General features: G+C 66.4%; 16 protein-coding genes and 1 pseudogene. 7 read left to right on the top strand and 10 right to left on the bottom strand.

What is annotated here, in order from left to right:
- Nucleotides 1-201 precede the first annotated feature (201 nt).
- Nucleotides 202-2,325, top strand: coding sequence for an MMPL family transporter (locus ACZ46K_RS14450; protein ID WP_054805775.1), 2,124 nt, complete (start codon nt 202-204; stop codon nt 2,323-2,325).
- Nucleotides 2,326-2,332: 7 nt separating this feature from the next.
- Here ACZ46K_RS14450 and ACZ46K_RS14445 read toward each other — a convergent pair whose 3' ends face one another.
- Entirely contained in the window at nt 2,333-3,520 is a 1,188-nt protein-coding gene (locus ACZ46K_RS14445) for an FAD-dependent monooxygenase (protein WP_054805774.1), read from the bottom strand.
- Between the two features lie 83 nt (nt 3,521-3,603).
- Here ACZ46K_RS14445 and ACZ46K_RS14440 point away from each other — a divergent pair, with 83 nt between their 5' ends.
- Entirely contained in the window at nt 3,604-4,314 is a 711-nt protein-coding gene (locus tag ACZ46K_RS14440; protein ID WP_464748890.1) for a TetR/AcrR family transcriptional regulator, read from the top strand.
- A 17-nt stretch (nt 4,315-4,331) separates the two neighbouring features.
- Here the strand turns inward: ACZ46K_RS14440 and ACZ46K_RS14435 are convergent, their stop codons facing one another.
- Genes ACZ46K_RS14435 through ACZ46K_RS14415 form a run of 5 tightly spaced genes read right to left on the bottom strand, consistent with a single transcriptional unit; the run spans nt 4,332 to nt 8,950 of the window.
- Complete coding sequence (locus tag ACZ46K_RS14435) at nt 4,332-5,210, bottom strand: sucrase ferredoxin (RefSeq protein WP_464748888.1); 879 nt, start codon at nt 5,208-5,210, stop codon at nt 4,332-4,334.
- A 52-nt stretch (nt 5,211-5,262) separates the two neighbouring features.
- Nucleotides 5,263-5,790, bottom strand: a complete 528-nt coding sequence (locus ACZ46K_RS14430) for a hypothetical protein (protein WP_054805771.1) — start codon at nt 5,788-5,790, stop codon at nt 5,263-5,265.
- A 29-nt stretch (nt 5,791-5,819) separates the two neighbouring features.
- Nucleotides 5,820-6,581: an alpha/beta fold hydrolase gene (locus ACZ46K_RS14425; RefSeq protein WP_464748886.1), complete on the bottom strand. Its 762-nt coding sequence runs from the start codon at nt 6,579-6,581 to the stop codon at nt 5,820-5,822.
- 15 nt (nt 6,582-6,596) lie between these two features.
- Nucleotides 6,597-8,138 carry a DNA polymerase Y family protein gene (locus ACZ46K_RS14420; RefSeq protein WP_464749318.1) on the bottom strand — a complete coding sequence of 514 codons (1,542 nt, stop codon included), beginning with the start codon at nt 8,136-8,138 and terminating at the stop codon, nt 6,597-6,599.
- A 29-nt stretch (nt 8,139-8,167) separates the two neighbouring features.
- Nucleotides 8,168-8,950 (bottom strand): hypothetical protein, encoded by a 783-nt coding sequence (locus ACZ46K_RS14415; RefSeq protein ID WP_464749317.1) that lies wholly within the window; start codon nt 8,948-8,950, stop codon nt 8,168-8,170.
- A 200-nt stretch (nt 8,951-9,150) separates the two neighbouring features.
- On the opposite strand from ACZ46K_RS14415, the gene ACZ46K_RS14410 reads away from it, so the two are divergent.
- Both ACZ46K_RS14410 and ACZ46K_RS14405 read left to right on the top strand, forming a co-directional pair.
- Complete coding sequence (locus ACZ46K_RS14410) at nt 9,151-10,347, top strand: serine/threonine-protein kinase (RefSeq protein WP_464748884.1); 1,197 nt, start codon at nt 9,151-9,153, stop codon at nt 10,345-10,347.
- Nucleotides 10,348-10,412: 65 nt separating this feature from the next.
- A complete protein-coding gene (locus ACZ46K_RS14405; protein WP_054810049.1) occupies nt 10,413-10,895 on the top strand; it encodes a hypothetical protein in 483 nt (160 codons plus the stop codon).
- A 27-nt stretch (nt 10,896-10,922) separates the two neighbouring features.
- On the opposite strand, the gene ACZ46K_RS14400 is transcribed toward ACZ46K_RS14405, so the two are convergent.
- Nucleotides 10,923-11,600 (bottom strand): response regulator, encoded by a 678-nt coding sequence (locus ACZ46K_RS14400; protein ID WP_464748882.1) that lies wholly within the window; start codon nt 11,598-11,600, stop codon nt 10,923-10,925.
- Nucleotides 11,597-12,934 (bottom strand): PspC domain-containing protein, encoded by a 1,338-nt coding sequence (locus ACZ46K_RS14395; RefSeq protein ID WP_054806105.1) that lies wholly within the window; start codon nt 12,932-12,934, stop codon nt 11,597-11,599. The genes ACZ46K_RS14400 and ACZ46K_RS14395 overlap by 4 nt, the downstream gene beginning before the upstream one ends.
- 97 nt (nt 12,935-13,031) lie before the next feature.
- Here ACZ46K_RS14395 and ACZ46K_RS14390 point away from each other — a divergent pair, with 97 nt between their 5' ends.
- From ACZ46K_RS14390 to ACZ46K_RS14380, 3 genes and pseudogenes are all read left to right on the top strand, one after another.
- Nucleotides 13,032-14,450: a PspC domain-containing protein gene (locus tag ACZ46K_RS14390; RefSeq protein ID WP_054806106.1), complete on the top strand. Its 1,419-nt coding sequence runs from the start codon at nt 13,032-13,034 to the stop codon at nt 14,448-14,450.
- Nucleotides 14,443-14,697 (top strand): hypothetical protein, encoded by a 255-nt coding sequence (locus tag ACZ46K_RS14385; RefSeq protein ID WP_054806104.1) that lies wholly within the window; start codon nt 14,443-14,445, stop codon nt 14,695-14,697. The genes ACZ46K_RS14390 and ACZ46K_RS14385 overlap by 8 nt, the downstream gene beginning before the upstream one ends.
- 193 nt (nt 14,698-14,890) lie before the next feature.
- Nucleotides 14,891-16,136: pseudogene (locus ACZ46K_RS14380) on the top strand (IS30 family transposase).
- A gap of 78 nt (nt 16,137-16,214) precedes the next feature.
- Here the strand turns inward: ACZ46K_RS14380 and guaA are convergent.
- Together guaA and ACZ46K_RS14370 are read right to left on the bottom strand one after the other, a co-directional pair.
- The gene (gene guaA / locus ACZ46K_RS14375) at nt 16,215-17,786 is read right to left on the bottom strand and encodes a glutamine-hydrolyzing GMP synthase (RefSeq protein WP_464748880.1); all 1,572 of its coding nucleotides are present in this window, start codon (nt 17,784-17,786) and stop codon (nt 16,215-16,217) included.
- A 79-nt stretch (nt 17,787-17,865) separates the two neighbouring features.
- A complete protein-coding gene (locus ACZ46K_RS14370; protein WP_464748878.1) occupies nt 17,866-19,593 on the bottom strand; it encodes an FAD-dependent oxidoreductase in 1,728 nt (575 codons plus the stop codon).
- Nucleotides 19,594-19,772 lie beyond the last annotated feature (179 nt).

The following is a 19,772-nucleotide window of genomic DNA, read 5'->3' as shown; positions in this document are numbered from 1 at the left end:
ACGCCCCGGAGCCAATGTGAATTGCCTTCGTGGGATACCGTCCGGCTGGAACCACGTTGCGCCCCGTGCCGTGAGGCATCCGGCGCGTCGGTCCGCCTTTCTTCCCGCCCAGCCCTGCTTCCCGCCCCCACCGAGGATCACCCACGTCCTGCTCGCGATTACAGTTGCCGTTCGGCAGCATCGAGCGAAGCGGGAGTACGTATGAATCGTTGGGCCGAGATCGTCGTGACGAGAAGCCGGTGGGTCCTCGCTGCCGTCCTGCTCGTGGTGCTCGCCGCCGGCGTCTGGGGGGTCGGGGTCTTCGGCAAGCTGTCGGGCTCCGGCTACTACGTCGCCGACAGCGAAGCCATGCAGGCCCAGCAGATCATCTACGACACGTTCGGATCGCAGACCGCCGACATCATCGCGATGTACACCGCGCCTGAGGGCAGCACCGTCGACGACATCCGGCCCGACATCGAACAGACACTCGCTGCGTTCGACGAGCAGTACCCGTCCGAGTCCATCACGACCTACTGGACGGCACCGCCACCGACGAATCAGCTGTTGCTCTCGACAGACGGGCAAAGCGTGGCGGCAACCATCACACTCGGCACGAACTCGGGTGTGACGTCGGCAGACTTCCAGTCTGCCCTCGACAAACTCGAAGTGCCCGGAGTCGAATCCCAGTTCGCGGGCAATACTGTCGTCTCTGTCGAATTCACGCACACTCTCGAAAGCGATCTCGTCAAGGCCGAGGCCATTGCCATTCCGATAACGCTCATCCTGCTCGTCTTCATCTTCGGTGGCGTGGTGGCTGCGGCCGTCCCCGTCTTCGTCGGTGTCCTGGCCATCTTCTCCTCCCTCGCGACGCTGCGCCTGCTGTCGACGGTCACCGAGGTGTCGTCGTACGCGCTCAACATCACGTCGCTGATCGGTCTGGGTCTGGCGATCGACTACGGGCTGTTCATCGTCAGCCGATACCGCGAGGAACTCGCATCCGGATCGGACCCCGCCGCCGCGACGAAACGAACGATGCTGACCGCGGGGCGCACGGTGATGTTCTCGGCTGCGCTGCTCATCTGCGCGTTCGCCGGCATGCTCGTGTTCCCGCAGGCGGTGCTCAGATCACTCGGCCTCGGCGCCATGGCGTCGGTGTTCAGCGCGGCCGTCCTGTCGCTGACGGCAGTGCCGGCTGTGTTGGCCCTCCTCGGTCACCGCATCAACTCGTGGACCTGGGACCGCGAGGCCTCGACACGTAGCGAGGCCCGCGCACGCAAGTTCTGGGGCGGCCTCGTACGCAAGGTGATGAAGCGGCCCGCCATCATCGCGATCACCATCACCGCAGGCCTGCTGTTCCTCGCCACCCCGGTCTTCCAGGCACAGTTCGGAGAGGTCGAGTACACCGCGTTGCCCGAGGACAGTGCCGCGCGCGCAGCCACCCAGACGCTCCTCGACGAATTCCCGAGCACCGGTAACGGCCCGACGCTCGTCCTGCGCGACGAAGACGGACAAGCAACCGACCCCGATGCCATCCGCACGGTGTCGCGTGAGGTCGCCGGCATCGACGGGATCTCACAGGTCGTCACTGTCGGACAGCAGGGCGACGTCGCCGTGGTGCAGGCCATCTACGCACAAGGTGTGGACGGCACGGATCGGGCCAGCGAGATCACCGACGAACTGCGGGCGATCCCTGTGCCGGACGGCACGGAACTGCTCGTCGGCGGCGGCCGAGCACTGGTCGACGACGCCAATACTGCGGTCTCCGACGCACTGCCGTGGATGGTCCTGATCATGGTGGTGTCCACCCTGATCCTGCTGTTCCTCGCATTCGGATCGGTGGTGCTGCCGATCAAGGCGGTTCTCATGGCGGGCCTGAGTCTCGCCGCAACCTTCGGCGTGCTCACCTGGGTGTTCCAGCTCGGGCACGGAGCGTCCCTGCTCGATGTGGTACCCAACGAACTCGAGCCGACGTTCGTCGTGCTGATCCTCGCCGTGGTGTTCGGTCTGTCCACCGACTACGAGGTGTTCCTGATGTCGCGCATGGTCGAAGCGCGCGCGGCGGGGGCGACGACGGTCGAGGCCGTCGAGTACGGCATCGCACGCACCGGACGTGTGGTCACGTCCGCTGCGTTGCTGCTGATCGTGGTGACCGGCGCGTTCACCATCTCAGGATTGTCGATCATGCGATTCCTCGGTGTCGGCATGATCATCGCCCTGGTCATCGATGCGACCGTCGTGCGCATGCTTCTGGTGCCGTCACTGATCAAACTCATGGGCGAAGCGAACTGGTGGGCTCCGCAGTGGATGAAGAGGATCCACGAGAAGGTCGGGCTCGGTCACTGACAACCCGTCACTGCAGCGGGTAGTCGGGCACGCTGTCGTCGGTGGCGAACAGATCGGTCAGGCGCATCATCGTGCGGAAGAGTGTCCGGTTGGCGAAGGTGAGGTCGTGCAGGCGAATCCGCAGCCGTGAGGGAGGCGCCAGGAACGGGCCGGCACTACCTCGGCGCGCCACCGCGGTCAGTGACCGCATCCGCTGGTCGTACGCGGCGAATGCGGCCACGTGGTCGCCGCGCGCAGCGACGAGTTCACCGGCGAGGACGTAGGCACCGACCATCGCGAGCCCGGTTCCGAATCCGCCGAGCGTGTTGGCGTACCCGGAGTCGCCGACGAGCGCGACACGACGGCGAGTGAACGACGTCATCGTGGTGCGGGCCAGTTCGTCGAGATAGAAGTCGTCGGCGACGAGGGCTGCGTCGAGCATGGTGGGTACCCGCCAGCCCGCGCCCCGGAAGTGCCGGGCAAGGAACTCCTTCTGCGTGCGCACGTCGTGTCGGTCGTAGCCCGGTACGTCGGGGTCGGTGCGGAAGACGAACATCTGCGAGGCTTTCGGTCCGCCGAGCGTCGCGAACCGCCCGGGTTCGTTGTAGCCGTATCCGACAGCTCGGCCGTCGGGCAGCAGGGTGACCAGGTCGTCCGTCGACATGTCGCCGTTGACGACGACGTAGTGATAGCCGAGCCGGCGCAGGTGGTCGGTCTCCGGCCCGAAGGCCAGGGCCCGAACGACGGAGTGGATTCCGTCGGCGCCGACTACGAGGTCGAAACGGTCGTCGCGGCCGTGGGCAAACGAGACCGCGACCCCGCCGGCGTCCTCGGTCAGTGCGATGATCTCGTCGTCGAAGACGAATCCGGCGTGCTGTGCGGCGTGCTCATGGAGCAGTGAGGCGAGGTCGCCGCGAAGGATCTCGACGTCTCCGCCGATGAACTCGCCGGGCATCACCGCCTTGATGCGCCCGTCCGCGTCGACCAACCGGATGTCCGTCTTCGGTGTCTGCGCGGCCAGTACGGCGTCCATGACGCCCATCCGCTCGAGTACCCGGCGGTGGGTACGCCCTTTGAAGTCGACGGCCTGCCCGCCGGGCCGTACGGCCGGCGCCCGTTCGACAACGGTGACGTCGTATCCGTTGCGTCCGAGCAGCAGTGCCAGTGCCGGTCCGGCGATGCTCGCTCCGGAGATCAAGATCTTGAGTGGAGACATGACACTCCCTTAATTGTGTCCGTTAGACGCTTTTAAAAGTAGCGTACGGTAGACGCAGTTTCAAGAGTTGGACGGGAGGAACCATGTCCGAGGCAGCGCCCGAGCCGGGGAGTCCAGCATCACTGACAGAGACCCTCTGGCCCGACCCCCCACGCACCAAACGCGGCCCGAAGCCCCGCCTGACCCGCGACGAGATCGTGGCAGCCGCAGCAGCAACCGCCGATACCGATGGGATCGACGCCGTCACGATGCAGCGGGTCGCCGACACGCTCGGCACCGCGAAAATGAGCCTGTACCGGTACGTACCGGGCAAGGCCGAACTCGTCGCACTTGCCCTCGACCACACCCTCGGCGACCCGCCTGCACTTCGATCCGACTCATGGCGCGACCGACTGCGCGAGTGGGCGATCGCATTACACGGCCGTATGCGCGCCCACCCGTGGTCGCTCGACGTCACTGCCGGCACCCGCGTACCCGGGCCGCACGAGCTCGCCTGGTTCGAGGAAGGGCTCCGTGCGTTGCGGGCGACACCACTGGACGGCTCACAACGCCTCGACGTCCTCGCCATGCTCACCTTCCACGTACGGGGAAGCGCGCAGCAGGGATCAGGCAGCGCACGCCCCGAGGCGGAACTCGCCGAGCTTCTCGGACCCGTGCTCGCCACCCACAGCGACCGGTTTCCCGAGACAGCGGCGGCGTTCGCGGATCCCGCCGGCAGAGCGCGGCGCGACGACGCATTCTCGTTCGGTCTCGACCGGATCCTCGACGGTGTCGCCACACTGATCGCCGAATGATGCTGCTCTCACCAGAGTTACAGGGCAGTCACTTTCGTGGCGACCACCGGATGCACGGGCTTGGGCGCGGCCCCACAACTCGCGGGTCGCGCGGCGAGCTCCCGGGTCTCGACGTCGACCCGCCAGGCCCGACCGTCGCGGTGTCGTACCAGCGGCTCCGTGCCGGTCTCGTCGACGGCGAAGGCATCCATCGAGTGGTCTCCGACAACGTCACGAACCGCGAGTTCGGCAACCTGGCCCGCCGCTCCCCACGTGCTGCGACCACGCGCGCCGGGCACATAGACCTCACCGCGTGCCGCCGCGCGCACCGCCTCGACGCTCTGCACAGCGTCGAGGCGACCGTACGAGTATCCGGTGGGTAGCACGATCATCGACGGGGCGAATCGGTGCCCGCCGGTGTGAGAGCACTCCCATATCGAGTCCGAGAATTCCGTCTGTAGCGCCGCCGCAATCGGGCGCCCGAGGACGGCACAGCACTGGTCGCGCTTGCCGTGCGCACAGACGAGCACAGTCGGGCCCGACACCGCCTCCCCCAGCCGCGGAGAGGGTCCGGCCACCACACGCGGCACGATATCGAGCAGCTCCGCCGGATCGGCGACTTCGAGACGTTCGCACCACGCGTTACCCGGTTCGGTGCGAGCGAGGAGCACGGCCTTAGCCGGTCGCGGCATGTCGCGGCCCGGACGTCGGATGAACATGATCCGTAACCCGGCAGCATCCGCGCGGGCCGAGAGTTCACTCGACAACTCTGCACCGAGCGCAGTGCCGTCGAGTACGTCGCGACCCCAAGCCGACGGGAATTCCAGGCATACGTAGCCGGGGGCTGTCGCGGTGGTGCCGGGCAGCGGTTCGTCGACGGCGGACAGCGCAGAGCAGGTGGGGGCAGCGGTGGTCACGTCGCCATTGTGTCCCGCCCGCACATCCGAAGAAAGTCGGGCGGCGACAGTGTCAGCGAGTGCGCCGCAGTCGCCTGACCCCCGCCTGCGTCCAGACTCTGAGGAAGCCCTGGGACAGATAGGCGAGGCAGCCGACGGCGAGCGTCCATTTGGTGACGCTGATCGTGGATGCGGCGCGCACCGTATCGTCGGTGATCTTGTCGCGGTGGTCGAGCAGGTACAGGCCGGCGACGTTCTCCGCGTAGTCGCCCGCCGCGGCGATCACGGGTGCGGTGAGCAGGATTCTGCGCACGGCCGGCGACAGCGACCGATGGTGATCGAGTGCGCGAGCACCGGCCCGCAACGCCACCGCGAAGGTCAGCGGATGGAACATGTCCCAGTAGTAGTGCTCTCGGTAACGGGAAATTTCACCGGGACCGAGATTGTCGAGGATCTTCCGGTACTTCGACGCCGAGAACGTCGTCTGCACCGTGCCGACGGTCAGCGCGGTGGAACCGAGGACGCGGGCGATGTTCGCCTGTGAGACGACGAACAGAGCGGAGGTCGCGAGAAGCTTCCGGTCGGGCGAAGACAAGGCCATGCCCCGATCGTAGGCCAGGTTCGACGAGCTCAGTCGGTGAGGAATGGCATCACCGCTGCTGCGAAATGCTCCGACCGATCGCGATGAATGCTGTGCCCGCACGGAATCTCCTGCACCACACCGTTCGGAAGCAATGACAGCGCGTCGGTGAGCAGACGCGGATCGACCATGCTTCCACGGCGCACGCCACGCAGCAGCATCGTCTGAGACTTCATCGACGGAAGTTGTTCCCACCAGACCGGATTCGGGGTACGGAACTGGAACATCACGGACTCGGTCATCGATCGGTCGAACGAGAACACCGCCCGCGGATTGAGCACCATGCTGGTCGTGGCGTGCCACAGTTCCGCGGGAGTGGGCCGGTGCGCAGGAATCTCGGGTATCGGATCACTCTCGCGCAACGGCATCGGCGCCTCCTCCAGGACAAGGCGGCGCACCAACCCTGGCTGATGCTGCGCCACCAACGAACCGGTGTGCCCGCCGAGGGAATGTCCGACCAGATCTACGGTGTCGAAACCCAGGTGCTCACACAGTCCTGCGACATCGGCAGCGAACTCCGAGAACCGGTACGACGACGCGCGCGCGCTTCGGCCGTGACCACGCAGATCGACAGCGACCACCCGACGCCCGGCTGCGGTCAGCCGCCGGGCGAGCCTGTCCCACGTGCGTCCGTCACCTCCCAGGCCGTGCACCAACACGACCGGAACTCCTGTGCAGGCACCTCGAGGCGCCGAGTCCCGGTAAGCCGTCGCGACGCCGTTCGGCGATGCCGTGAGCACAGAGGTTTCCACAACCCGCCAGAGTAGTCAGTCGTAGACACCCTCCACCTTCCAGCCGTCGGCTCCGCGGACGATCAGCAGAGCCCGCCCTCCGTCGAGCAGCACCTGCAGTCGCGCGATATCGCGGGCGGTCTCGGGATCCCACCAGTATTCGTCCACCGGCCAGGGCCCCGCCCATCCTGCCACCTGCCAGCTGCGACTTCCCCATCGCAACTGCGTAGGCCGACCGCTGAGCAGACCTCGCTCGGTGATCGTCACCTCCTCACCCACGTCGTCGTCCACCGTGATCGGCGGTGGCACGTGCATCACCATGGCGGGAGCCGGGGGCGGGAGCCGTCCCGGCCAGGGCTCATCCGGATCCGACGACGGCACCGCCTCCTCCCCTACCGGGACGAGCGTGATCCGTTCGACGGGCCCGCGCCCACCGCTGAGCACTCCCACTCTGACCGCGTCTCCTCCGAGCAGACCCTGTACTCGGACCAGCGCCCGTCGTGCCCGTTCGTCCTCGTCCCCGACGCCGCCCCACAGGCCCAACTGCAAGGCACCGGAGGTCACCACCTCCACAGGCTCGAGACGTAGCATCGTGACCCCCGCAGTGGGGCGGTCGGCGCTGCGCCCGGTGAGCCAGCCGTCGAGTTGCCAACGCACTCTGTCGGCGGTCCCCTCGGGGGTCAGCGGTTCGGCACAGCGCCACGTCCGCGCCAGTTCCTCCCCATTGCCGGTGCGGGCAGAGACGAGCAGCCGCGTGCATGCCACACCGGCCGCGGCAAGGCGGGTGTGCAGCAGTTCGGCAAGCATCCGGCCGATGAACGCCGCCGTGTCCACTCGCTCGACCGGAGGGTCGCATGCGTGCTCCACGGTGAGATCGGGAGGAACAGCGCGCCCCGCCGGCGGGCGTTCGGGTAGTCCACGTGCACTCCGGTGCGCCGCCACCGCGTCGGCACCGAACCTCGACGCCACATCGGATCCGGACAGCGCCGCAAACGCACCGACCGTGCGCACTCCGAGCCGACGAAGCAGATCCACCAGTTCGGCTCGTTCCGGAGCGGCCAGCGCCGGTTCCACCGACAGCTGGGATATCGGCAGCGGAGCGAGGAACTCGGGGCCGGCGCCGCTCGGCACCAACGTGGCCCGACGGGCGGCGAGCACAGCGGTGGACAGTTCGTCGGCGACACCCACCTGGCATTCCACTCCGACGGACGCGACCTCGTCGACGAGACGTTCGGCGGCGGACTCCTCCGATCCGAACCATCGCACGACGCCGCGCGCCGCGAGAACCACGAGGCCCGGACGTAACACCTCGACACCGGGGGCTGCCGCATCGATCGCCGCGACCACCGGTTCGAACAGTCGCGCATCACGATCCGGATCATTCTGTGCCACATGTAGTTCGGGGCATCTTCCTTGCGCTTCACGGCGCACCGCGCCTCGTACGACGCCGGCCGCCCGGGCCGACGCCGAACATGCAACCACCCGATTCGCGGACACCACTGCAATCGGGGTGGTCGCAGGAATACCCGCTACCGCAGCCGCAGCCACCGCAGGCCAGTCCGGGCACCACACCGCCATGACACGCGGCGACGGCCGGTCGCTCCGGCTCACCGGGCCACTTCGAGGTTCGGGGTGGCATCGATGTTCGCCGCGCGCCGTTGCTCCCCGGAGGCCCACCGCACGCCGCCGGGTTCGGCACAGACATCGATGCGCGCGGCCCGGGGAGCGGCGGCACGTCCCAGGGCTCGCACCGACAGTCTGGTACCGCACAATCGCGCCCGCCCGGGTCCGGTCAACCCCTCGTAACCGCTCACCTGCGCCTCGAGACGCACCTGCGCGCCGTCCCAGTGCCCGTCGGTGACCACCAGGACCGCACCTTTGCTCCGTACACGAGCAGCGACGACGCGGGTCCGCGACGGCGGAACCGACATTCCTCCCAGACCGAGTACCACCAGGTCCAGCCCGTCGAGCAGTACCGCGGCGACTTCCACCGGATCGGGTCCCGGGTCGGGGATCACCGCCACCCGGCTCAGCCGGGCCCCCATCTCCACTGCCGCGAGCAACCCGAGTCGCCGCTGGCCGATGACAGCGGCGTGCCCACCCGTCGCTGTCACCGCCGCCACCAGACCCAACAGCAACGATGCCGACCCTGACACGGACACCACGGTGCCGCGGACCAATCCTCCGCGCGGAAGCAGTTCGGTAAGGGGTTCCGGCACCGGAAGCAGCCTCTCGACCGGACTGTGTGCCGGAGCAGGCGCGGAGGCTTCGCCTTTCGCCGGAACCGCGGAGATCCGGCGTCTCAACGCCTCTATCCGCTCCGCTCGACTCGGTTCTCCACTGCCGTCGACCGCATCTTCGCCGACCGGAAATTCGGCCACTTCGCCCACATGTACCCCTGTCATCCGCCTGTCGCATTCGCTCACGACCTGCCGACCACGGGGAAGACGTGGCCCAGCCCGAATTGAATTCGAACGTATTTTCGAACTCCCTCAGTAGACCCGATGCCGGCACCTGCCGTCAAGTGACCACCCGCACCTCGATCCGTCGACCTGCCGAGGTATCCGTCCGGATCGATTACCCTCGTGAGGTGGCAGAACAGGAACGAGAGGGAAGGGTCGTCGGTCCGGATCACCTGGTGGCCGGGCGTTATCGACTCGATTCCAAGCTCGGTGGCGGAGGTATGGGCGCCGTATGGCTCGCCCGCGACAACCGACTCGGACGGAACGTGGCCGTCAAGCAGGTGATCTCCACCGCAGATCTCGATCCTGCCGCCGCCGAGGAGATCCGCCGGCGCGCTCTCCGCGAGGGCCGGGTCGCTGCCCAGCTCACCCACGAGCACGCGATCTCCATGTACGACGTCGCACTCCACTACGGCGAACCGTGGCTGGTCATGGAGCATCTGCCGTCCCGCAGCCTCGCTCAGGTCATGAACGCGATCGACACCCTGCCGCCGTACGTGGTCGCGCAGATCGGTGCCGACGTAGCCGATGCTCTCGCAGCAGCACACGAGGCCGGTATCGTGCATCGCGACGTCAAGCCCGGCAACATCCTCATCGCCGAACGCGGCAACGACGCAGGTGTCGTGAAGATCAGCGACTTCGGCATCGCCCGCGCCAAGGGCGACAACGACCCATCCAGCGTGATCATCGGCACTCCCGCATATTTCGCGCCCGAGGTCGCACGGGGAAGCGACCCCACCGAGGCCAGCGACGTATTCTCTCTCGGCGCCACCCTCTACACCGCGATCGAAGGGCAGCCACCCTTCGGCTACGAAGCCGACTCGATCGCACTCCTGCACCGTGTTGCCCGCGCCGAGATCATCCCGCCCACCAGAACCGGACTCCTCACCGACACCCTGCTCGCCATGCTCGAACCCGACCCGAAACGCCGGCCGACGATGATCGAGGCACACAATCGTCTCACCGAGGTGGTGCTCGGCCCCGGCGGGAGCCCGGCCATGCTCCGCGGCCGGCCGATCGTGTCCCAGGACGGCACTGTCCCGTCCTGGGCGCAACGTTCGACTCCGGTCGACGACCAGACACGCACCCGCAGTTCGTTCATGGACCAGCCCCTGACCATGCCCGCGACACCCCGGACCGGAAATACCGGTTCGCCCGCGTCCTGGATGGCCGGAGTACTCGACCGCCTGGCGCCCAAGGGCGACCTCCCGGAATCGACACAGGAAAAGGTCCTCGCGTATGCACCGATGGCGATGGCGGTGATGGCTGCGATCATCCTGGTCGCGCTCGTCGTCGCACTCGTCATCGCGTTCCTCGTGGCCTGATCCCCGCGCCGTGTCGGTGCCGTGTGCCACTCTTCGTCACACCCAGCGACACAGCGAGGAGACCCATGCCCGCCCCTGATCCGACCATGGCCGCCATCACCGAAGCCGTCACGGCAGGCCGCTCCGGCGACACTGCCGCCGCACGCCTTCGTCTCGAAAACCTGTGGGACGAGATCGGCCCCGGCGGCGACGCGCTGCACCGCTGCACTCTCGCTCACTTCCTTGCCGACCTGTACGACGACCCCGCCACGTCCCTCACGTGGGACATCAGGGCACTCGAGGCCGCCGACTCTCTCGACGACACCCGGGTGCAACAGGAGCACGTGTCGCTGCAGATTCGCGGGTTCTACCCGTCGCTGCATCTCAATCTCGCCGACGACCACCGCCGCCTCGGCGATTTCGATGCCGCTACCGAACATCTCACCGCGGCACGTATCTACACCGACGCCCTCGCTGATGACGGGTACGGCGCCACAGTCCTGTCCGGCATCGACAACGTGACCCAGGCGATCGCGGCGAGAAGCACCGAGCGCCTCGTCACGCACTGACGGAGTCTGCGAACACCCGGCCCCGCATCAGTCGATACGCCGCCGGTGCGCCCACCGGGTGAGCGCATTGCGGTTGGACTGCTGCGTCTTCCGCAACACATTCGACGCGTGTGTCTCGACGGTCTTCACCGAGATCACGAGCTCCTCCGCGATCTCTCGGTACGTGTATCCGCGGGCGAGCAATCTCAGTACCTCGAGTTCGCGCGGGGTCAGCGAATCGAGTTCAGGATCCAGCGGAGGCTCCGGCGCGGTGGACCTACCGGTGAACGAATCCAGCACGAACCCGGCCAACCTCGGGCTGAACACCGCGTCTCCCCCGGCCACCCGCCGGACGGCGTCGGCAAGATCCCGCCCGGAGATCGTCTTGGTGACGTAGCCGCGGGCACCCGCCCTGATCACCGCGATGACGTCCTCCGCAGCATCGGACACGCTCAGCGCCAAGCACACCGAGCCCGGGTCGATACGGCCGAGCACCGCAACACCGCCGCCGTCGGGCATGTGTACGTCGAGCAGCACCACATCGGGTTTCGTGGAGTCGATCCCCGTGACGGCCTCCACCACGCCGCCGGCTTCACCGACGATCTCCATGTCATGTTCACGCCCCAGTTCGGCTCGGACGCCGGACCTGAACACCGCATGGTCATCGACGAGAAAAACCCGGAAACGCCGGGTCGATTCAGAGATCTCGGACGGTGTCGAACTCACTGGGGCTGCTCCTCGTGGTGGGGCTGTGTCACCCCCCACTCTAGGGTCGTCTCCTCCGTACCTGTCGCCTCCGGGGTCGTCACTTCAGCGTCTCTCCCACCGGATCGCGGCATATGGATGCGGACCTCCGTGCCCTTCCCGAGCGCGGACTTGACCACGGTGCGTCCGCCTCGTCGCTCGATTCGTGCTGTGATCGAACGTGCCAGGCCCTGCCGGTCTTCCGGCACGGTATCCGGGTCGAAACCTATTCCACGATCGCGAACGAACACGCTGATCTCGTGAGATTCGACCTCTGCGAACAGGTCGATGTTGTCGACCTGTGCGTGCTTCGCAGCGTTGACAAGGGCTTCCCGTGTGGCGCCGAGCACCGCAGTCAACGCTTCGGCCGATACGTCTTCGTCGTCGGGTGCCACGTCGCCGACGATCACGGGAGCCACGGACACACCGCGCTGGTCCTCCACTTCCCCCGCGATGGTGCGCAGCGCTTCCGCCAGGGACGTGCGCGGAGTCTCGTCACCGCCGAAGAGCCAGCGCCTCAGCTCGCGTTCCTGGCTTCGTGCGAGCCGCACGACCTCCTGCGGGCTGTCCGCCTGCTTCTGGATCAAAGCCAACGTCTGTAAGACCGAATCGTGCAGGTGCGAGGCGATCTCGTCGCGCTCCTCGGTACGGACCCGCGCCGCGCGCTCGGTCTCCAGTGCCCGCCACATACGGATCCACAACGGTACGGACAGCAGCGCAGCCCCGACCAACGTCACGATGACGGCGAGCAGCGACGACCGCAGTGCCTCGACGTCCACCTGAGCGAGGACGACGACACCGAGACCGGTGACCACGAGGGTGAGGCCGCCGAGGACTCGCGCCCACGTGAGCACGGTCGGTTTCGCAGGCAGGCCGAACACCGAGCGGGGACCTTCGGCGTCGAACTCCCGCCAGATGAGGGCAGCGCCCACCGACACGACGACGACCGGCGCAATCGCCGAAGCCGCACCCCCGCTGAACACCCAGGACAAACCGATGGCCAGTGCGATACCCATGACCGCGAGCCCCACGGCGCGGCGGCGTTCGGTTCCGGACGGCCGATCGGTGTCGGCTCCGGGCGGAACGAACATCCACAAGAGCCCGTAGGCGACGATACCCAGCCCACCGAGAGCGGCGAGCACCGTGAACGCGACGCGTACCTTGGTGACGTCGATATCGAGATGGTCGGCGAGTCCACCTGCGACCCCACCGACGACTCGCCCGCCGACTCTCCGTTGGAGGCGGTCGACAGGCACGGGTAATCCGGATACAAGGTCCACATATCGATACTGACACGATGTACCGTCCCGGGGCATCGGGGATCAACCCTGAGGTCCAGGCCGACGATCACTGTCACGAAATCAGGGTTCGTCCCTGATGTGCGGAACGATCTCGGCCGACAGGATGGATGCCATGACCACGCGAACCTTCCCAGAACAACTCACAGATATGTGGCGCACCCGCCCTGTGCGGTTGCCCGAGCAGGGACACGTCGCCGGTGTGTGCGCCGGTATCGGCGTGCGGTACGGCATCGACCCTGTGCTGGTGCGGATAGCGTTCGTCGTGTCAGCGCTCTTCGGTGGCGCCGGCATCGTGCTGTACCTGGCGGCGTGGGTACTCTTCACCCGACACGGCGATCAGGTATCGGCGATCGAGTCGCTCGTCGGCCGCGGACACAGCTCCGATTCGAGCACCAAGGTGATCGTCCTTCTCGTTGCACTCGCCATCGCAGCAAGTGCGGTCGGTCCGGTCGGCGTCGGTTCGGGTGGATCCGGCTTCATCAGCATGGTGCTGATGCTCGGAGGCTGGTGGTTGCTGTATCAGCGCCGACCCGAACCTCCCACTCTCCCGCCACCTGCCAACGGGTTCTCCTTCCACCGCAACATGTTTCCGCCGCAGCCGTTCGGTCAACCGTTTCAGACACCGTACGCCCAGACACCGTACGCCGAACCGACGTTCACCGAGCCGTTCCAGTCACCGTTCGTGTCGGAACCCACGACCGCCCAGCGTGACGCCACCGGCGGTGCGACCGACAGTCCGGGCAACAGCGACCCGGACAACGACCACCCTGAGCACGACAGCACCGTCTCGTTGTCGAAGGACACACCCGAGTCGGACGACACCACACAGGTGCAGAAGGAACAGCCCTTCCCCACCGGTAGTGCAACCCCGCCCGCCTGGGATCCGCTCGGAGTCGCGCCGTTCGCGTGGGACCTCCCTGAGCCGGCACCATCTCACTCTCCGGTTCCCGTCGAGAAGAAGCCGCGGTCGCGCCTGACCACGATGATTCTGGGTTTCGCGGTGCTGGCCGCGGCGGCTGCCGGGACGGTCGCCGTCTCCACCGACATCCAGTGGCTGACCCCGGCACGGATCGGGGCAATCGCTCTGGCCGTGATCGGTCTGGGTCTGCTGCTCGGGGCGTTCCTGCACCGCGGATACGGCCTCCTCGTGGTGACCGGCCCGCTGATGGGGTTCGTCATCCTGGGATCCCTGGTCGGGCCGCTCGACATCCAGTCATCGGGCGAACAACGATTCGCACCCAGCACTGCCGCCGAGTTGGACTCCGAATACTCGGTACAACTCGGAGATCTACAGCTCGACCTGAAGAATCTCGATCTGAAGCAGGACCACGAGATCTCGATCGATACCCGACTGGGCGACTCGCAGATCTTCCTGCCGCCGAACCTCGACGTCGACATCACGTGCAACTCGACCGCCGCGTCACCGTGCACCATGCAGGGATTCGACGGTGGAGCCGACGGCCCCGGAGGACCGGTCCTGTCCATCGACATCGACACAGTTATGGGAAACACGGAGGTGCATCGTGGCTGATTTCGACACCACATTCGACGCCGGGACCGACGACGCCGGCGCAACCGACAAGTCACGACGCGGACCCTCGATCCTGCTTCTGCTCTCCGCAATCGCAGCACTGGTGGTCAGCGGATGGGCCCTCATCGGTCCCTTCTCCCTCGACTTCCTCGGCACATTCGACACCGGGTGGATTCTCGTCGGAGGCGCAATCGTCATCGGCGCGATCCTCGTGCTGATGCCGGGACGCCGGAAGAACCACCACTAGAGACGAATACGTCTGTGCCCCGGACCGTGAAGGGCGGGTTCTAACGGTGGTCGCAACACCCCGAGTTTCGGGAGGTTGCGACCACCGTGTCGTTTACAGACAAACGCGAGGAGTTCCTCGCCCTACTCGATGTGGTCAAGAGCGTCACTCCAGCAGCGCGAGACCTGGGTATCAATCGCAATACCGCGTACGCGTGGGCGCGTGCAGCTGGCGTCTCTTCGAGGCGAACCGAGGACCCTCGCAAAGCCGAATTCCTGTCGTTACGCAGGGAGGGCCTGACCAGGAAGGCCGCGGCAGAACGTGTAGGAATCAACATCCGGACGGCCAGGGACTGGGACCGTGGAGTCCGACGACTGAAACGCGGTCGGCTCTATCCCGACGGAACGTTTGTGGACTACACCACCAACACGACGACGATGAGATCCATGACGAGTCCACCGTCGACGGTTCCGGAGCAAGTCGGATCGCGGCTGCTGTCACTTCAAGAACGAGAGACGATCGCTGATCTCAAGCGGCTCGGCTGGTCATTACGGGCGATCGGCCGAAAACTGGGACGATCGGCATCGACGATCAAACGCGAGATCGACACGCGCTCGACGGACGGCGTCTATCTGCCGCATGGTGCTCATCGCGACGCCGCCACGAAACGGATGCGCCCGAAGCCGGCGAAACTTGCCCAGTCCGGGCGGCTGCGGGACTACGTGTCGGACCGGTTGAGGGAACAATGGTCTCCGGAGCAGATCAGCGGCGTCCTGTCGCGAGATTTCGCGGATGACGAGAGTATGCAGGTGAGCACGGAGACGATCTACCAGGCGATCTACGTCCAGGCTCGCGGCGGGCTGAAACGTGAGGTCGCTGACGCGTTGCGCACCGGCCGAGCCCGCCGTAAGCCGCATCGCTCGCCTGAGCAACGCACCAGCCGGTTCGTTGATCCGATGGTGATGATCAGCGAACGCCCGGCGGAAGTTGAGGACCGTGCTGTCCCAGGGCATTGGGAGGGCGATTTGGTGCTCGGCGCGGGCAACAAGACAGCGATCGTCACCCTCGTCGAACGGTCCACACGTTACGTCATGCTCGGGCATCTTCCCGGCGAACACACGGCCGAAGCCGTCCGCGACGTCCTCGTTACTCTGATCGGCACGCTGCCCGAGCATCTGCGCGGCTCGCTGACCTGGGATCAGGGTGCAGAGATGGCTGCGCACAAGGCGTTCCGAGTGGCCACCGGTGTCCCGGTCTACTTCTGCGATCCCGCGTCACCCTGGCAGCGAGGATCGAACGAGAATACCAATGGTCTGCTGCGCCAGTACTTCCCCAAGGGCACGGACCTATCTATCCACGGCCTCGAAGACCTCGAGCACGTCGCGCAGAAGCTCAATAGCCGCCCACGCAAGACGCTCGGCTGGGATACCCCAGCCGAGCGTCTGTTAGAACTTGTCTAGTTCGCTTGGTGTTGCGACGACCCCTGGAATCCGCCAAGGTCCGGGGCACAGACGTATCTCACGACACCGACAGTGCCGTCACTCCCACTCGATGGTTCCCGGCGGCTTGCTCGTCACGTCGAGCACCACGCGGTTGACGTCGGCCACCTCGTTGGTGATGCGTGTGGAGATCCGTTCGAGGGTCTCGTAGGGCAGGCGCGTCCAGTCGGCGGTCATCGCGTCCTCGCTGGACACCGGACGCAGCACGATCGGGTGCCCGTAGGTGCGTCCGTCGCCCTGGACTCCGACGCTGCGCACGTCGGCGAGCAGCACCACCGGGCACTGCCAGATCTGACCGTCCAGACCCGCGGAGGTCAGTTCCTCGCGGGCGATCGAATCGGCGTGCCGCAGGATCTCGAGGCGCTCGCGGGTGACCTCACCGATGATGCGGATACCGAGGCCGGGGCCGGGGAACGGCTGACGGCCCACGATCTCCTCGGGCAGGCCCAGCTGACGACCGACCGCGCGAACCTCGTCCTTGAACAGCAGACGCAGCGGCTCGACGAGCTCGAACTGCAGGTCTTCGGGGAGCCCGCCGACGTTGTGGTGGCTCTTGATGTTCGCGGTTCCGGATCCGCCGCCGGATTCGACGACGTCGGGGTACAGGGTGCCCTGCACCAGGAACTCGACTTTCTCGCCCTTCGATGCGCCTTCGCCGAGGACCTCGGACACTGCGCCTTCGAAGCTACGGATGAACTCGCGGCCGATGATCTTGCGCTTGGTCTCGGGGTCGGTGACGCCGGACAGTTCACTCAGGAACGTCTCGGATGCGTCGACGGTGACGAGTCTGGCGCCGGTCGCTGCGACGAAGTCGCGCTCGACCTGCTGCCGCTCGCCCTCACGCATCAGACCGTGGTCGACGAACACACAGGTCAACCGGTCGCCGATGGCGCGTTGTACGAGCGCGGCCGCCACCGCCGAATCGACACCGCCGGACAGCCCACAGATCGCGCGGCCGTCGCCGACCTGCTCGCGTACCTGCTCGATGAGCGCGTCCGCGATGTTGGCGGCGGTCCACTCACCGGGGATGCCCGCGATCTCGTGCAGGAACCGGCTCAGGACCTGCTGGCCGTGCGGCGAATGCAGCACCTCGGGGTGGTACTGGACGCCGGCGAGCCGACGTGCGCGGTCCTCGAACGCGGCGACGGGTGCACCTGCGCTGGTGGCAGTCACCTCGAATCCTTCGGGTGCGACGGTCACGCCGTCACCGTGACTCATCCACACCGGCTGCGTCGCGGGCAGACCTTCGTGCAGCACACCGCCGGACACCGACAGGTCGGTGCGGCCGTACTCGCGGGCTCCGGTATGCGCGACCGTGCCTCCGAGGGCATTCGCCATCGCCTGGAAGCCGTAGCAGATCCCGAACACCGGAATGTCCAGGTCGAACAGCTTCGAGTCGAGTTTCGGGGCGCCGTCTTCGTACACGCTCGAGGGGCCGCCGGACAGGATCACCGCAAGGGGTTCCTTGGCTGCGATCTCTTCGATGCTCGTGGTGTGCGGAACAACTTCCGAATAGACATTGGCCTCGCGCACGCGTCGTGCGATCAGCTGCGCGTACTGGGCTCCGAAGTCGACGACGAGTACGGGTCGGGACTGCTGGGTTTGCGACACCCGAACAGTCTAAGCGGCCGCGCCCGGCCATCCGGACGCGGCCGCTCAGGTCCCACGTAGATCACATGTGAGGTGGCGCTCAGGCCGCTCCCGACCCGCCGGTGATCTCGACGATCGGCAGGGACAGCGCGCCGGGCGCGCCTTCCGGGACAACGGGATTCTTCGGCGCGGTCGGCTGCAGCCGACCGTACGACTCGCCCTGCGCGGGACGCAGATCCTGCTCACCCTTGTTCGGCCACAGCGACGCCGCACGTTCCGCCTGTGCCGCGATGGTCAGTGAGGGATTGACTCCGAGGTTCGCCGAGATGGCAGCCCCGTCGACAACACTCAGCGTCGGGTAGCCGTACACCCGGTGGTACGGGTCGATGACACCGTGCTCCCGGTCGGTTCCGATGACCGCGCCGCCGAGGAAGTGCGCGGTGAGGGGGATGTTGACGATCTCGCCCCAGGTGCCGCCGGCGATACCGTCGATCTTCTCTGCGATCCGGCGCGTCGCCTCGTTTCCGGCCGGGATCCACGTCGGGTTCGGCTCTCCGTGACCCTGCTTGCTGGTCACCTTGCGTCGTCCGAACACGCCCTTCTTGGTGTAGGTGGTGATGGAGTTGTCGAGGTTCTGCATCACCAGCGCGATGATGGTCCGCTCGCTCCAGTCCTTCACCGAGAGCATCCGCAGCATCTTGGCGGGGTTCTTCGCGACCTGGCCGAGGAACTTCACCCAGCGCGGAACCGGGCCGTCGCCGTCGGTCATCAGTGTCTGCAGCAGACCCATCGCGTTGGAACCCTTGCCGTACCGAACGGGCTCGATGTGGGTGTCCGAGGTGGGGTGGAACGACGAGGTGATCGCGACACCGTCGGTCAGGTCCATCTCGGGATCGACCTTCAGCTTGCCCGCGCCGACGATGGACTCGGAGTTCGTGCGGGTGAGTTCACCGAGGCGGTCGGACAGTTCCGGCAGTGCCCCGGTGTCCTTGAGATGATGCAGCAGGTGCTGTGTGCCCCAGGTTCCGGCGGCCAGCACGACGTATGACGCTGTGAAGTTCCGCTTGCCCTTGCGCACCGACGCCCCGGTGCGTTCGGTGTGCACCGTCCACGTACCGTCCACGCCCTCGCTCAGATCGGTCACGGTGGTCATGGGGAGGATGTCCGCACCCGCGCTCTCGGCGAGTCCGAGGTAGTTCTTGATCAGGGTGTTCTTCGCTCCGTGGCGGCACCCCGTCATGCATTCGCCGCATTCGATGCAGCCGGCACGGTCCGGGCCGACGCCGCCGAAGTACGGGTCCGGGACAGTCCTCCCGGGTTCACCGAAGTACACACCCACCGGTGTCTGGATGAACGTGTCGCCGACGCCCATGTCGTCGGCAACTTCCTTGATCACTCTGTCCGCCGCGGTCATTCGGTGGTACTGCACGACGCCGAGCATGCGTCGCGCCTGGTCGTAGAACGGACTCAGTTCGTCGTGCCAGTCGGTGATCTCCGCCCACTGCTGGTCCTGGAAGAACGAGGCCGTCGGCTTGTACAGCGTGTTGGCATAGTTGAGCGATCCACCGCCGACGCCCGCTCCCGCGAGGATCAGGCAGTCGCGAAGGAGGTGGACCCGCTGAATACCGAAACATCCGAGCTTCGGCGCCCAGAGGAATCGCTTCAGATCCCAGCTGGTCTTGGCGAAGTCCGCGTCGGCGAATCGGCGACCGGCCTCGAGAACACCGACCTTGTATCCCTTTTCCACCAACCGCAATGCGGTGACACTGCCACCGAAACCCGAACCGACGATCAGAACGTCGTAGTCCGTGACCTGTTGTCCACCCATAGGAGCACCTCCGCCGAACCTGCGTTGTTACCGGCCAGTATGCACTCCCCGACTGTGACTACGCACACAAGGGCATCCTCACTGTTACGGAGAGTTGCAGAAACTGCAGGTCACTCGATACAAAAGTGGCCGGATGCGACATCTGTGCACTACAACGCACACATAGTCACATCCGGCCA

The sequence above is a fragment of the Rhodococcus sp. JCM 9793 genome, assembly GCF_055380405.1.
Note: the sequence above shows the minus strand (reverse complement) of the source record. Positions and strands in the feature narration are given on the sequence as shown.

What these genes read in the sequence shown, in the direction of transcription:
- ACZ46K_RS14450 (WP_054805775.1), top strand. Translation starts at nt 202, where the DNA reads ATGAATCGTTGGGCCGAGATCGTCGTGACGAGAAGCCGGTGGGTCCTC.
- ACZ46K_RS14445 (WP_054805774.1), bottom strand. Translation starts at nt 3,520, where the DNA reads ATGTCTCCACTCAAGATCTTGATCTCCGGAGCGAGCATCGCCGGACCG.
- ACZ46K_RS14440 (WP_464748890.1), top strand. Translation starts at nt 3,604, where the DNA reads ATGTCCGAGGCAGCGCCCGAGCCGGGGAGTCCAGCATCACTGACAGAG.
- ACZ46K_RS14430 (WP_054805771.1), bottom strand. Translation starts at nt 5,790, where the DNA reads ATGGCCTTGTCTTCGCCCGACCGGAAGCTTCTCGCGACCTCCGCTCTG.
- ACZ46K_RS14420 (WP_464749318.1), bottom strand. Translation starts at nt 8,138, where the DNA reads ATGGCGGTGTGGTGCCCGGACTGGCCTGCGGTGGCTGCGGCTGCGGTA.
- ACZ46K_RS14405 (WP_054810049.1), top strand. Translation starts at nt 10,413, where the DNA reads ATGCCCGCCCCTGATCCGACCATGGCCGCCATCACCGAAGCCGTCACG.
- ACZ46K_RS14395 (WP_054806105.1), bottom strand. Translation starts at nt 12,934, where the DNA reads ATGCCCCGGGACGGTACATCGTGTCAGTATCGATATGTGGACCTTGTA.
- ACZ46K_RS14390 (WP_054806106.1), top strand. Translation starts at nt 13,032, where the DNA reads ATGACCACGCGAACCTTCCCAGAACAACTCACAGATATGTGGCGCACC.
- ACZ46K_RS14370 (WP_464748878.1), bottom strand. Translation starts at nt 19,593, where the DNA reads ATGGGTGGACAACAGGTCACGGACTACGACGTTCTGATCGTCGGTTCG.